Source organism: Methylicorpusculum sp., from assembly GCF_030651835.1.
Taxonomy (GTDB): Bacteria; Pseudomonadota; Gammaproteobacteria; order Methylococcales; family Methylomonadaceae; genus Methylicorpusculum.
In genome coordinates, this window is record NZ_JAUSBX010000036.1 from 49,777 (window position 1) to 63,855 (window position 14,079).

A 14,079-nucleotide genomic window follows, 5' to 3' on the forward strand; every position below is an offset into this window, starting at 1 on the left:
GATGTTATTTCCGGTATTCTTCGGGAATGGGCAGGTCGCCTGGCGCTAATGGCTCGGCCCAGCCTTGTGATCGTGCGGTTTTAAGCTGAAACACATAAGCTAAAACCTGAGCCACTGCCAAAAACAGACCTTGAGGTATTTCCTCTTTTAATTCGGTTGAGTAATACAGCGCTCGGGCCAATGGCGGCGCTGTCACCAAAGGGACTTTTGCCCCGGTCGCCAGATTGCGTATTTGTGCAGCAATCAAATCGGTGCCTTTAGCCACCACACGGGGCGCAGCATTTGAGTTTTGATCATACTTAAGAGCGACAGCGAAATGCGTAGGGTTAGTGACGACCACATCGGCCAAAGGGACTTCTTCCATCATCCGCCTTTGCGCCATTTCCATCTGGATTCTGCGTTGACGCCCCTTTATTTCAGGACTTCCCTCCGACTCTTTCATCTCATCCCTGACTTCCTGTTTGGTCATCTTCAACTTTTGACTATGGTCCCATAATTGATAAGGCACATCGAACATGGCAATGATCAATAACGAAGCGCTCAATATCAAATTGCAGAAACCGATGGCTTCCAGCGCATGCCTGATCGCTTGTTTAGGCGACTCGGCACTCAACCCGAGCAATTCATACATGACGCTTTTGAACAAAATGACTGCGACGAAGAACACCAGCATAAACTTTAACAGCGCTTTCACCAGCTCTATCAAGCCACGAACTGAAAACAACCGCGCCATGCCTTTAATCGGATCAAGCTTTTCAAATTTAGGGGTCAAGGCATCCCAGCTAAACACCCATCCCCCCATAGCAATAGGCCCAAAAAGCGCGGCAATCAGCATCACTATAAAAAAAGGAGCCAACAGTAAAACCCCGTCAATCAGCGACTGCTTTAAATTGAGGTACATACTTTCCGGTGAAAAAATGGTTTCCCGGCTTAATTGAAAAGCTGACGTCATCATTTTCAGCATACCTTGTCCGATATGATCACCCATCACCAGCAACATCGTCGCTCCGGTTATCAGCATCACGCAGGTATTCAGTTCTTTTGAGCGAGCGACCTGACCTTTTTTTCTTGAGTCATCAAGCCGCTTACCCGTAGGTTCTTCTGATTTATCTTGCCCGGAATCTTCTGCCATAGCGCCTCTTAAATACGAAGAATCTGCCCAATCAACTCATAGGCGTCCATAAGCAGGCCGGTAAAGTTTTCAAGAACCGATGGCAAAGTCAGCCAGATTAAAAGCAGACCCAGCATCAGGGTGACGGGGAAGCCGATTGAGAAAATATTTAACTGGGGTGCTGCCCGTGAAGCCACGCCAAAACTGACATTCACCAATAACAGGCTCGCAATCACCGGCAAAGCGAGCAATAACCCGCCGGCAAATAACCGGCTGCCCCACGCAATGATTGACCAGATATCGGCCTTGTCCAGACTGTCCACGGCAATGGGTAATGTAGCAAAACTGTCCAGGATCAATTTTATCAACAGTAAATGTCCATCCATGGCCAAAAAAATCAATGTACTCATGATGACGTAAAACTGGGCGACAACCGGGACCTGCTGGCCGTTTTGCGGATCGACCATTGACGCGAAGCCTAGGCCCATCCCGTAAGCGATACCCTGTCCGCCAAAAACGATTGCCCCAAACACCATCTGAAGAATAAAGCCCGTCGCCAGTCCAATGAAAACCTGATGCGCAGCAATCAATAGACCTTGGTAGCTGAACAATTCAATGGGAGGCAACGGCGGCAAGACAGGCATGACCACCAAGGTGAGCACAACCGCCAGGATCAGTCTGACCCTAGCCGGCACGCCATGTAGACTGAATAGCGGAGCCGCTATGAACAAGGCTCCTATGCGGATCAACGGCCAGACAAATGCCGTCACTTTGGCCATCAGCTCCGCCTCAGTAAAATGCATCAGTAAACCTTCAGCATCAACCAATCAAATGAGGAATATCCCTAATCGCTTCCTGGAAATAATCCACATACATTTGCAGCATCCACGGCCCCAATATCATTAACACAGCGCCGATAACAATCAGTTTGGGCACAAAAGTCAGCGTCATTTCATTGATTTGTGTGGCGGCCTGAAACATCGCAATCAACAAACCAACAACCAGAGAAGGAATCAAAACCGGGGCTGTCAATTTAACTGCCACCAGCATCGCCTCCTGACCTACGTTGTAAATAGTTTCGGGCGTCATAACAACCCTCTTGAATTAAGTGACATAAAAGCTTGCTGCCAGCATTTCCATGATCAAAGACCATCCGTCAGCCAAGACAAAAAGCATCAGTTTAAAAGGCAAAGAAATAATCATCGGCGACAGCATCATCATGCCCATGGACATCAGAACACTCGCAACCACTAAGTCAATAATCAAAAAGGGCAAAAATATCAGAAAGCCAATCTGAAATGCGGTTTTCAATTCGCTGGTCACATAAGCCGGTAATAACAGTGAAAATGGCACATCTTCGTCGGACTGCAATTCTTCATGTCCGGAAATACGGACAAACATTTCCAGATCCGACTCCCGCGTCTGCTTGAGCATGAACAAGCGAAACGGGCCCGACGCCCTTTCGATAGCGGTTGTGACATCAATTTTTTCCTCGAGATAGGGCTGCACAGCGTCAACGTAGACTTTGTCGAAAACCGGCATCATGATGAAAATAGTCAGAAACAAAGACAGCCCCAACAGAATTTGATTACTGGGCGCCTGCGCGGTGCCTAATGCTTGCCGGAGTAAACTGAGCACAATCATGATTCTTGTAAAAGACGTCATGGTTAACAACAAAGCCGGCAACACGGTCAACGCAGTCATCAGCGCCAGAATTTGTATCGTCACCGAATAAGTCTGTCCGCCCTGCGAGTTTGTTGACACACTAAAAGCATCAATGCCCACCGCATAGGCGCCGGTAACCGGCCATAAAACGCTGATTAGCAAAACGATAACTTTAAACTTGTGTAGATTACGCATCCGAACGCCCCGCCCCTTTCATGGCTTGCATCAACTTTTGAGCAAAAGCGCTACTGCCATCCGAATCACGACTTTGTTGCTGCGCTAAGCAGTCATCGCCTTCCAGCACCAAAAGCGTTTCAATACGTCCCGGTGCCACACCGACCACCAGCTGCTTTTTTCCGACTTCAACCAGAACAATACGTTCTCGCATCCCAACTGAAATACCTCCCAGCACGCGCATTTTTGCTGCCGGTCCCGGTGTTAATGCCGTTAATTTGCGCATTGCCCACACACAGGCAAAGAACATAGCCAGCACTACCAGCATGCCAACTCCCCATTGCAGCAAATCGGCCGGTTCAACAATACGGGCTTTCAAGTGGCTGGCGGCTTGTGAATTTTCCGCCGCCAAACCCGGTATACTGAAAACCATGAGAACGACGCCTATTAGGGATTGAATTTTCATTAACTCAATCGTTTGACTCGTTCAGAGGGGCTTACGACGTCGGTCAAACGAATACCGAACTTATCATTGACTACCACAACCTCTCCGTGGGCAATTAAGGTGCCATTGACCAATACATCCATGGGTTCTCCAGCCAGCCTGTCCAGTTCCACAACAGAGCCTTCATTGAGCTGCAGCAAATTCCTGATATTGATTTGTGAGCGGCCAATTTCCATCGAAATGACTACCGGAATATCGAGAATAACATCCAGCTCAATGTCCTCCTTGGACATTTTCCGCTCACCCTGTGTTGGCATGTTTTCAAGCTCATCAAATTGGGCTGTCTCAAAATCTCCAGTATTGCGCCGCCCCTGAGTCTCGGCCGAGGCTTGCTCGTTCATTGCCGCCGCCCAGTCGTCGCCCATATCTTCGTCTTCTTCTATTTCACTCATACCTATCCGGTCTCACTTGATTGGCTGTGCCCGCTATAACAAATCGGGATTCACTTTTCTAACTATTTGCACGGCATAATTGCCGTCCGACAATCCCACTTTTCCTTCAAAAACAGGGACAGTCTGAGAGTTAAGACGCACCAGTTCGGGCATATCAATCGGAATCACATCCCCCTTTTTGAAATGCATCACATCTCTGACCGTTACCGTTTTTTCTACCAGGATACTCTCCAGTGTCAGGTTGACACCCATGACCGTTTTGCGTAGCGACTCCTGCCAGCGGCCGTCAGTTTCGCCCCGGTCACTGGTGACTTGATCCAACAACTCTCTGATCGGCTCAACCATCGAGTAAGGTAAAACAATATTGATATCACCTCCGCCACCGTCAAGTTCGACGTGAACCGTCGAAATCACAACAATTTCGGAAGGACTGACAATGTTGGCAAATTGGGGATTGACCTCAGAAGTCATGTATTCAAATTCCAATGCCATAACCGGCTTCCATGCTTCAAAAAGATCTTTGAAAATCATATCCAGGAACAATCGGATGACGCGCATTTCGGTTGGCGTAAACTCGCGACCTTCAACCTTATTATAAAATTGTCCGGTTCCTCCGAAAAAATTATCGACCGCAGTAAAAACCAACCGGGGTTCCATAACAATCAGAGCCCTTCCCCGCAGAGGCATGAAGCGAACCACATTCAAGTTTGTTGGAACATATAGCCCTTGTATGTACTCTGAAAATTTCTGAACCTGAATACCTGAAATGGAAATTTCCGCTGCTCGCCTTAAAAAATTGAACAAGGTAACCCGAAAGTAACGGGCAAATCGCTCATTGATCATTTCCAGGGTCGGCATCCGCCCCCGAACTATTCGCTCCTGACTGGTAAAATCGTAAGCCCGGGTCCCTCCCCTGTTCGCCGAATCATCCGTTTCGGTTTCAATAGCACCATCATCGACACCATGCAGCAGTGCATCGATTTCTTCTTGTGAGAGCAGGTCAGCAGTTGACATGGCTATTGCATAACAAAAGCAGTAAAAAACACTTCTTTAAGGCGATCACTTCCTGACATTTTTTTCAACACATTACCCACTTCGAGTTTCATCGCTTCTTTGAGTTTTTCCTTGCCCTCACGCGAGGCCAAGTCTTCGCCGCTCTGGGAACTTATTAACATCAGTAAATTGTTTCTAATCATGGGATCATGTTTTTTCAGAGCATCTAAGGTTTCCTGACCTTTGACCATCAGCGACACTGAAATCTGGATCAACCGAATGGAAGAACCTCGGGGAAAGTCCACAATGAGAGGTTTACTCATATCGTAGTAAAGACTTTCTAATTTCACTCCCGCACTATCAACTTCATCATCAGCTTTACCCTCTTTTTCTGCTTTTTTATCTGAGTTTTCAATTGACTCCTCGGTTTCAGCTCCGGAATCCCCCATCAAAAAGAAATAAGCGCCCGCACCACCGCCAATCAAAAGGACCAGAATTACAATGATGATAATTAATTTTTTTGAGGACTTTTTTTCTTCACCCTCAATAGGTTGAGCTTTTTCAGCCATATCGAAAATCCTAAATTTTTACTAACATAGTATGCAAAAAACAAACCAGAACAACATAATGATATTGATACTCAGAACCGGACACCGCTTCTCGTTTCGTAACTCATTAATAAAAATATATTTTTATATACTATGACAATGAAACAAGATCATTCTTCACATCTCGCGGCACCGTGCAGACGTCATTTTTTTGACACAACACCGGCTCAATCGCCAACAAACATCAAAGTATAGAAGATAGTGGGACTTACTGCTTAAACGGTTTTCTTCGGCAGCAAGTCCCAATTTGATGATAAAAAAAGGGGGCGTAAGCTTTGCGGGGACGTCGGCAGCAGTGACGCTGCCGGATTCAGATACCATGAACCAATGGAAGCTTAGCATCCCGGTTCGTATGACGTAGATTCAGGGTAGCTGAAAGCGTTTGCTAGGTTGGATGAAGTTTTGGGTATTTCTTGCTTTTTGTCGAAAATGCGCTTGTCTGTTAAAAAAGTCCCGACTGATGAATCCGGATAGTTATTTTTTTATTTTCCCCCGCATCGCATCCTAAATAAACACCAGCAGTAAGGCCAGTAGCGCGATTGAGGCAAACTGCCATCGCCTGTCGACCCAGATATCTTTGTTAACCGCTAAAGTTGCTGATTGAAGCGCCTGATTAAACGCTGCTGTATCGGTCAAGCGTTGATACCCCAACCCGGTCTCTGCCGCCAATTGTTTCAAATAAGGCTCATGCAAGCGGCTCAAATGTTCCGAACCCACCGCAGCCTCGCTGCCGAAAGGCGCATTGCGGGCATCGTAGCCTTGAATCGATTCCGGATTCAGATCCGATTCGCCAAATGTTGAACGCTGCGGTACATCATCGGCGCTATAAAACCCGACACGTTTGCCTTGCTGATCAAATTTCGGGATGGGTTTCGCTTCCAGCCCACCAACCCCCACGATCAAACCTCCAATCTTGTCTTTGACGATTGAAAAATCAGGTCGATAACGCGTATTGAGCGGTGGTGCCTCATGTCCGTCCGAGATAAATATCAAACGGGTTTCCTTGTCGTCTTTCAACATTTCCAGGGTATTCAATAAACCCTGTGCAATCCGGCTATCAGCCGCCCAGGCCGATTGCCAATCCAATGCAGCAATGGCGGCATCCAGTTCATTAAAACCGGAGCACACTTCAATCGGCTGAAATAACAGTGACGATCGCCGCTCGGTAAAAACACCCAAACCCACTTTTGACTGGCACGGCAAGCTCGTCAAAAGCTCACGCAATGTCATTTTGACATACTCGAGACGACTGATGATTTCACCGTTATAACGGTAATCTTCGGTGTTCATGCTCCGGGTAATATCAACAATGAATGTCATCTGATAAACCGGACCCGATTGCTTGACCCTGGGAAACAGAAACAGCAGAACCAAAGCCAATAGCGCCAAGGCTATACACCAAAAACGAAAGTCTTTCAGACTATTGCGGTTAACAATCATGGCCACTCTCAGCGATACCAACCATTACGGCAAACCTCGTGGAAAACCCGGCACTGTCGTCCATAACCGGGTTTTCCTGTTTTCCTTGGCATCGGCTTTGATGGTGATTCTGTCCATTTCCGGCGCTATCCGCATCGCCACCTCAAGATTGTATTTCGCATCCCAAAACTGACTGTCCAACGCAAGCGCTTGCCGGTAAGCCTGCTTTGCCAATGCGGCCAGGGGAAGTGCATCGTTGATCGCCATTTGTTCAGCCCGTTCAACTGTTTGCGTTAAATAAAGATTACCCAGGTTATACCGGGTTTTAGCCTGAAAGCTTGGGCTGCCCTGATCCAGAATTAAATTGAGCGTCGCCAAGGCTTCATCATAGCGGCCTTTTTCCCTTAAATAGACGGCTCGTGCCAAGCGCACTTCCGGCGAGGCCTTCACGACTTTTTCAATGGCAATATCGTGACCGGACAAAAGTCGGTTGATCCAGGTGTTTTCATTGTGAATTTGCAGCAATGTCCAGGCTTGGATCATAAAAACCAGCATACTGACGCTGAATATTCCCCACAACACGGTATTTTTTATTATTCTCATGACCGATTCACCTCGCACAGTTTCAACACCAGCAATAAAGCAATCATCAGACTGGCCCATTGATAACAAAGCCCTGATAAATCCTGCTTGGGTAGGCGTTCAAAATAATGTAACGGACGATTTTCCAGTTTATCGATATCGTCAATAGCCGATTGCAAACCTTCAGGAGACTCGGCTTCATAAACGTGATAAGGCACATTCAAACTAGAAAAAAACAAATGCAGATACTTTTCCGGCAAGGCCTGGGCATTGTCATCACGCGAATTATCAGGTTTTTCATGAATACCGGGGCTGTTGGCCGTCCGTAAAAAAACCCAATATAAATGGATAGGCTGTTCCTTGATTAACGTGCGCAAGGCTTGCTCACTGTCTGAATCAATTGCAGCTGCCCCGTCGGAAACCAAAACCACAATCCGGGTTCCTGAAGTCGGCTGCTCGTCAAAAAAAGACAAGGCCATGGCCAAACCTTTGCTGACATGGGTATAAGCCAATGCCGGTGTCGCTGTCGCGGCGATCGCGGCATGCAGCGCCTGCTTATTTTCGGTCAGCGGCATGACAAACAAAGGTGCCGTGCTGAACTCGGCAATACCCATCAAATCATGAACACGTTTGTCGATAAATTCAGTCAACAGTCTTCTTGCGGCCGAAGATTTGGACTCTTCCTGATCATTCATCGGAGCTTTGCCGGCAAATGTGGTATCCATGCTGTTACTTCTATCCAACAGCAGCACGATATGGGCACCCTGACCAATCCGCTCGATGCGTTGTTCTTTTAAATATAAGCCGGACAAACCCAGTATTAACAAACCAATCGCCGCCATACCAATTAAGCGAATGAAGACTGAAAGCAAGGTCGAGAGAGCATCACTGGGCAGGATAGCCAGCCAAGGATAACCTTGCGGTTTGATGCCGGTTCTCAGCAGAGGCACTGTCATCAAAAGCAATCCGGAAAGAAGCCACGGTGTATCGAAATTAATCAGCACAACTCAGCCTCTTTCCAGTTCAACACAGCGTTGACACAATCTTCTCAGCGCGGACCATTCATCAGCACCGACAGACGGATTGCCACCGAAAAAATAATCGTTGGAAAAATTAAAAAACCACTCCAAATCGGGGCCTATTTCTTTGAACTCCGGCCTTCGTCTGTAAAACTCTGACAAGCGGTGCTTAAACAGGGGTTTATGGTTCAACTGATTGAAAGCTTGATGAATAATCATCAAAGCCAAACCCAGTTCATTGGGCTGCAGTTTTTTTAACTGCCTGTTTGCCCGACTAAAAATGCTGCGCCTTGAAAAACCAATGAAATAGCCGTAACGAAAGGCTAATAGCCAGCCGCTGATCATGCCTAACGCTAAACTACCCGATAAGGCACGCCATGCATTCTGCGAAGAAATGAGGGTGGGCGTTGCATCGGGCCGCCGATATGTGTTGCCGTCCTCTTTTCTGACCCCCAATTCATGAATTGGTGACACGGTAAATGGCCACTCGGGCACCAGCTGTTCAATCGACTGCTCACCTTGTTTGAACCGAAGTGTGAATCCGGGAATAGACAACATTTTGACTTCCAGCGGCGCGTAAAAGACCTGATACGTCAACTCGATTTCAGACAGATGCTCTGAAACTGGCCGAACAGTAATTTGATCGACTGAAAGCCAGCGATTAAGATCACCTTTGGTTGGCAGACTTGCCGACTCCAAATGGATACCGGACCGGGTTTCTATTATTAGCCGATGCCGTATTTTATCGCCTATCACATAACCAAACGGCTTAGGCGTCTCAAATTCAAATCGTTCGATAGGCGGAGGCAGTCCTTCTGAACAGGCAACCAGTAAAAACAATGAATACACCAGAAAAAAGCGGCCATATTTTAATATTTGACTGATAAAACATTTATCTGCGCTATAAAAGGGACCGGCTGATCTCATAATGCTCTCGCCTGAAAATAACGGGTGACTTCTTCAGATTGATAACCTTGGTTTATAAACAACGGTTCTGTGCCTAACGATCTGAAACACTGTTGTAAGTCGGCTTTTCGTTGAACGTAGGCTTCAATAATTTGTTTTTTGTACGCCGGTCTCATCAGTAAAGTGCGGGTAGCTCCGTTTTCCTTGTCTTTAAATTTGACGATACCCCATTCCGGCAAATCCAAATAAGACGTCTCATTCCACAACACAACAGGAACGACCGTATGCCTGTTCAGTTGCGGCAGCAGCGCTTTGAGCAGAGTCAGATCAAAGTGAAAATCGGAAATCAAAAAAATCAATGCGTGTTGTGAAGCTATGAGTGCAGGCGTTTTGAGCAAGCCGGAACTGGATCCAACCGGTGTTAATTCAGCCAACTGTCCGGCCATTTTTTGGACGATCCCCCAATGATGGCCGGCCGGAATATGCCACTTGCCACTGACATCAGCATCACAGCCGATAAAACCGAAACGGTCGCCAACCTGATAAGCCGAAAGCGCGGCCGAAAGCATAAATTCGGACATAACTCGCATCAAAGATGATTGCCCTTGCATCCCCATGGACCCCGACAAATCGGCGATCATGTAAAGTGTGGTTTGTGAGTGCTGTTGAAAGACTTTGACCCGATAGGATTGGAATGGATTAAGCAGGCTGGCTCTCAAATCGATGCGCCGGGTATCGGGATTAGCCATCAACGGCACATGCGTCTTGAACAGCTGACCCGCGCCTGTCAGTCGTCCCGGATGCGCTCCGGGATAAATAGGGGTTGACGGCTGCCCCAGACGATAAATAAAGGGTGTGGTAGAAAACATCGATAAACCAAGACAAATGCGCTATTGATCGGTAATCAAATGAACAAATAAACCGCTGATCACTAAATAAGCCGGTAAAGCAAATTTAAGCGGTGTTTTTATCAACCAATTAATAAGGCCTGACACCTGTTGATCGTCATGGTTATAAATCGCTTCGCCCAATAGCCAAAGCAAGGTATTAGCCAAACACAGAGCCAACAAAACAAAGAAACCAATGTCGCTGAATAAAAACGATTTGGACGCCAGCAGCGTGACTTTTTCGCTGGCATGTAAAAAATTGGCCACCAAGATACCGATCATCAATGCCCCTTCATCAAAAGCCACAACGAAGAACGTATAGGTCAGTTGTCTCAGTTTTTTAACTGTTATTTCGAAACGGTTCAGATGTTCGGCCAGATAGATAAGCGGCAAGCTGGCACACAGTAACAACAAGCCGATAACCGACAGCAAAATCCAGAACTTATAACCCACCGCGTCATTGACCGCATTCGTGTAATAGGCCGCATATGCCACCTCAGCGTATTTATCCAGCGCTGTAGCCACATAGGAGCCGATAAAACCGACACCGGCCCAAGTTAAATAAGTTGCTTTTAGATGCTTTAATCCTGCTTTGGGAATAATAATCGCCAAGTATTTTTGATAATTCATGGGCTTACGGTTAATCTGAAAAAACAGGTCCAAAAAAACTCAGGGTGGCTGATTGGGAGGATGGATAAGCGACAGCACATCCACCTTTAACAGCATTAGCGGATGCGGCAGGTGGCTTATCCGTCCTACAACGGCCTTTCATTTGCAGAGGTGATGCCCAAGTTTTCATGAACGTTAGGGTTCTGGTTATGGTGCAGCCACAGCGTCAAGAATGCCGTTGATCAGTTGGGGCATCAGTTCATCTTTCCGGTAGGCATAAACCGGCGCCAGAAAAATCCGGTGCGCCATGGTTACGTGATAAACCGCTTGAACATCCTCGGGCAGCAAAACGGTTCTGTTATTCAACCAGGCCCTGACTTTTGCGGCTTTAATGAAATAACTCATACCGCGCGGGCTTGCTCCTGCCTGTATCAATGACGGCATCTCCACGTCACTTAATTTCACACCGTATTGACCAGGATCAGCGCTGGCCTTCCATAAATCCAGCGCATAGCTGCGCAGTCTTGGGCTGGGCTCCAGTGTTTTCTGGATAAGACCGGAAATGTCGTTCAGCTCATAATATTTGAGCGAATCGCGGTCAATACCGGCAATCAATGAATCGACATCATGAAAGCGCGGATTGAACATCAGCTCATCCAGCACGGCATCATCAACCGGGGTGTTGACATTGATTTCCATCAAAAACCGGTCGCGGGCCGCGGCCGGTAATTCGAAAGTTTCTTCTCTTTCCACCCGATTGCGATCAGCAAAAACCTGGATATGCGGAAAACGATATTCTCGGTTAAAGGCGCTGACGCTGCCTTCTGACATAGCCCTTAATAACAGCGAATGAACCTGAGGCCGTGCCCGGTTAATCTCATTAAAAAAGAAAGTCGACAATTGCTCACCTTCCTTGAGCAAAGGCCCGGGATCGACACAGGGCCGGCCTTCTTGGTTTAAATAGGTGTAATAAATAAGGTCGGCGGGCATCAAATCGATAGTGCCTTCAATCCGTTGATAGCTGCCTCCCAAGCCCTGTGCAACCGCTCGCAGCAACGTAGTTTTGCCGACGCCGACACCGCCTTCCAGCAAAACATGGCCTCGCGCAAAAATAGCGATCAGCACATTTCTGATTGTGGCTGATTGCCCAATGACGACCTGATTGATGTTGCTTTCAAACTGAAGCGCTTTATCGCGCCAGTCAGTGAATAAAGAATCTGTTTTCATAGTTTTAAAAAAAGCCCCGGCGCATGGCTGTGCCGAGGCTATAAAGTCTATTAGTCTTAATAACACATTTGAAACCGTCAACGACTGCCGGCGTTTGGGTTTCGGAGAAAACATAAAAGATTCCTGTAACCATTAAGCGAAGACATCAACCGATGCTGTAAAACACATTGGCGGGGTCTGCTTAGTCCCCTAATCCAAGCTTGATAATTTCAGATGACTTTTATATTTAGGATCTGCAATCCTTTGCAGAATTGGTATTTGCCGGATGGATAACGTTTCGTAAGTTGAGCGGAATGTTAACCCTAACCCAATCTGCGCCCCATTGACTCCATCTTGCAAAAAATCTAGTTTTCTTCTATTTCATAAACAAATTTCCCGGTTTCGATTAAATGCTTCGTGCGTTTTTCGTTACGGGCTTCCATTTCCTTGATCGATTGGGCTTGTTTATTCAATTCGTTAGCATCGTGTTTCGGATCGTATTTACTTCCCGCTACCTGCGCCGGAAAGCCGGGTTTGGGCTCCCAGCAAACACCCGGCTCCTTGCAGTTGGTTCCGTCATAAGCCGAGGCCGAAAATGACATCACTGAAGCTAATGTCATCATGCTGATAGAAATTAATTTGTTCATGTTTAACTCCTTAAATTATTTTAACCATTTCGCTTTTTGCGGGTCACCGGTGTAAATCGAGCGCAGAAACGCCATAATTTGCAGCATTTGATCGGTTGAGAAATTGACATACTGCGGTCCCATCATGCCGTTAGCACCACCAAATAAAATTTCAAACAAACCCTGATCAGTCAAACCGCTGGGATACGTCCAGTAATCATCGGCAAGGCCCGGCCCTAATTTGCCTTCTGCTTCATGCCCATGGCATCCAGAACAGCCTGTCATGTAGAGACTTTTACCTTCAGCTACAACTTTTTCGTTGCCGTTATAGGGGTTTTTACCGGTTTTTAAAAACTCTTTGAATGCCTCGGTATCGCCGCCTTTTTTGGCGAAACTCAGATCCAGGGCTTCACCGGTCAAAGCATGACGCAAGGTAATATCGGCATGCGCCAGGGTGCCTGACATAGCCAAAGCCATACCAATACCGGCCGCTATTTGTTTAATTTTCATGATTTTGTAATTCCTCATTTCGATACTAAAACCTGTTCAGGTTCATCAACCAACGGAATCCCCTCGGCTTGTAAAATTTGTGTGATCTCATCGCTGCGATTCTCAACTGCTTTCTCCAGCTCTTTTAACAAAGCTGTATCATCTTTTCTGACTCCTAAAGACGTACTGTAATGAAACCCGACTTTTTCTCCGTCCGCGCGTTTGTTGTCATCCGGTATCAACGTCATCGTTAAAGATGTCGATGAAGCTTTAACATATCGGGCCGCTGCCGGACCCCACAAAACGGCGACATCGGCTTTGCCACCCGAGACTTCGGACACCAATTTTTCATTTTCATACTTGATATATTCGTTTCTGCGTGACTTGAAACCGGCCAGTTCATGCATGTAATTGAACATATCGTTATAGCGTCCGATAGCTCTCATCATGACTTCTGGAGGAGTTCCCGGCACAAAAGCAATACGTTCGGCTTTTCTCAGTGCTTCGTCATCCCATGATTTAATTTCATCGGTACCTTCAGTTCGGGTGATAAAAACATACCCGGACCTATAATAGGGCTTGGTCGTCAACACGCGGGGATCACCGGCATCCATTCCGATCACAACATCACATAAACCCTTGTCCAAAAAATCACGAACGATATAACGCGGATCGGCCCAGGTGACGAATTCGACTTTTCGGCCTAATTCATCAGCGATAATTTCAGCTAATTTATTCTCAAAACCTTCGCCTTTTTTATTGGAATAAGGCATTTCGTTTTCAGCACTGCATACTTTTAAAGCTTGTCTTTCAGCGTGTACCGGTTGCAATCCACATCCGGCGGTGACTAACAAGCCTGCAAACAAAACGATAATTTGCTTTTTCATT

Annotated in this window: 18 protein-coding genes; all 18 read right to left on the reverse strand. The window is 46.8% G+C overall.

Going from position 1 to position 14,079, the window contains the following annotated elements; translation table 11 throughout:
* Positions 1-4 precede the first annotated feature (4 nt).
* Positions 5-1,132, reverse strand: coding sequence for a flagellar biosynthesis protein FlhB (gene flhB, locus Q7V32_RS04395; protein ID WP_304895763.1), 1,128 nt, complete (start codon positions 1,130-1,132; stop codon positions 5-7).
* Positions 1,133-1,140: 8 nt separating this feature from the next.
* Positions 1,141-1,914, reverse strand: coding sequence for a flagellar biosynthetic protein FliR (gene fliR / locus Q7V32_RS04400; protein ID WP_304895764.1), 774 nt, complete (start codon positions 1,912-1,914; stop codon positions 1,141-1,143).
* Positions 1,915-1,930: 16 nt separating this feature from the next.
* Positions 1,931-2,200: a flagellar biosynthesis protein FliQ gene (gene fliQ / locus Q7V32_RS04405; protein ID WP_304895765.1), complete on the reverse strand. Its 270-nt coding sequence runs from the start codon at positions 2,198-2,200 to the stop codon at positions 1,931-1,933.
* Positions 2,201-2,215: 15 nt separating this feature from the next.
* The gene (gene fliP / locus Q7V32_RS04410) at positions 2,216-2,971 is read right to left on the reverse strand and encodes a flagellar type III secretion system pore protein FliP (RefSeq protein ID WP_304895766.1); all 756 of its coding nucleotides are present in this window, start codon (positions 2,969-2,971) and stop codon (positions 2,216-2,218) included.
* Positions 2,964-3,416 carry a flagellar biosynthetic protein FliO gene (fliO, locus tag Q7V32_RS04415; RefSeq protein WP_304895767.1) on the reverse strand — a complete coding sequence of 151 codons (453 nt, stop codon included), beginning with the start codon at positions 3,414-3,416 and terminating at the stop codon, positions 2,964-2,966. The genes fliP and fliO overlap by 8 nt, the downstream gene beginning before the upstream one ends.
* Complete coding sequence (gene fliN / locus Q7V32_RS04420; protein WP_304895768.1) at positions 3,416-3,847, reverse strand: flagellar motor switch protein FliN; 432 nt, start codon at positions 3,845-3,847, stop codon at positions 3,416-3,418. The genes fliO and fliN overlap by 1 nt, the downstream gene beginning before the upstream one ends.
* A gap of 33 nt (positions 3,848-3,880) precedes the next feature.
* On the reverse strand, positions 3,881-4,861 hold the full coding sequence (gene fliM / locus Q7V32_RS04425) for a flagellar motor switch protein FliM (RefSeq protein WP_304895769.1): 981 nt from the start codon (positions 4,859-4,861) through the stop codon (positions 3,881-3,883).
* Between the two features lie 2 nt (positions 4,862-4,863).
* Positions 4,864-5,409: a flagellar basal body-associated FliL family protein gene (locus Q7V32_RS04430; protein ID WP_304895770.1), complete on the reverse strand. Its 546-nt coding sequence runs from the start codon at positions 5,407-5,409 to the stop codon at positions 4,864-4,866.
* A 543-nt stretch (positions 5,410-5,952) separates the two neighbouring features.
* Positions 5,953-6,888 carry a VWA domain-containing protein gene (locus tag Q7V32_RS04435; RefSeq protein ID WP_304895771.1) on the reverse strand — a complete coding sequence of 312 codons (936 nt, stop codon included), beginning with the start codon at positions 6,886-6,888 and terminating at the stop codon, positions 5,953-5,955.
* A gap of 24 nt (positions 6,889-6,912) precedes the next feature.
* Positions 6,913-7,470: an MxaK protein gene (locus Q7V32_RS04440; RefSeq protein ID WP_304895772.1), complete on the reverse strand. Its 558-nt coding sequence runs from the start codon at positions 7,468-7,470 to the stop codon at positions 6,913-6,915.
* Positions 7,467-8,453 carry a vWA domain-containing protein gene (locus tag Q7V32_RS04445; protein ID WP_304895773.1) on the reverse strand — a complete coding sequence of 329 codons (987 nt, stop codon included), beginning with the start codon at positions 8,451-8,453 and terminating at the stop codon, positions 7,467-7,469. Before Q7V32_RS04445 ends, Q7V32_RS04440 begins: the two co-directional genes overlap by 4 nt.
* 3 nt (positions 8,454-8,456) lie before the next feature.
* A complete protein-coding gene (locus tag Q7V32_RS04450; RefSeq protein ID WP_304895774.1) occupies positions 8,457-9,395 on the reverse strand; it encodes a nonribosomal peptide synthetase MxaA in 939 nt (312 codons plus the stop codon).
* Positions 9,392-10,243 carry a DUF58 domain-containing protein gene (locus Q7V32_RS04455; RefSeq protein ID WP_304895775.1) on the reverse strand — a complete coding sequence of 284 codons (852 nt, stop codon included), beginning with the start codon at positions 10,241-10,243 and terminating at the stop codon, positions 9,392-9,394. Before Q7V32_RS04455 ends, Q7V32_RS04450 begins: the two co-directional genes overlap by 4 nt.
* 21 nt (positions 10,244-10,264) lie before the next feature.
* Positions 10,265-10,891, reverse strand: coding sequence for an MxaP protein (locus Q7V32_RS04460; RefSeq protein WP_304895776.1), 627 nt, complete (start codon positions 10,889-10,891; stop codon positions 10,265-10,267).
* Positions 10,892-11,077: 186 nt separating this feature from the next.
* Positions 11,078-12,097, reverse strand: coding sequence for a MoxR family ATPase (locus Q7V32_RS04465; protein ID WP_304895777.1), 1,020 nt, complete (start codon positions 12,095-12,097; stop codon positions 11,078-11,080).
* A 344-nt stretch (positions 12,098-12,441) separates the two neighbouring features.
* A complete protein-coding gene (locus tag Q7V32_RS04470; RefSeq protein ID WP_304895778.1) occupies positions 12,442-12,723 on the reverse strand; it encodes a methanol dehydrogenase in 282 nt (93 codons plus the stop codon).
* A 15-nt stretch (positions 12,724-12,738) separates the two neighbouring features.
* Complete coding sequence (gene moxG, locus Q7V32_RS04475) at positions 12,739-13,212, reverse strand: cytochrome c(L), periplasmic (protein WP_304895779.1); 474 nt, start codon at positions 13,210-13,212, stop codon at positions 12,739-12,741.
* Positions 13,213-13,226: 14 nt separating this feature from the next.
* Positions 13,227-14,078 (reverse strand): methanol oxidation system protein MoxJ, encoded by an 852-nt coding sequence (gene moxJ, locus Q7V32_RS04480; protein WP_304895780.1) that lies wholly within the window; start codon positions 14,076-14,078, stop codon positions 13,227-13,229.
* Between the last annotated feature and the right edge of the window lies 1 nt (position 14,079).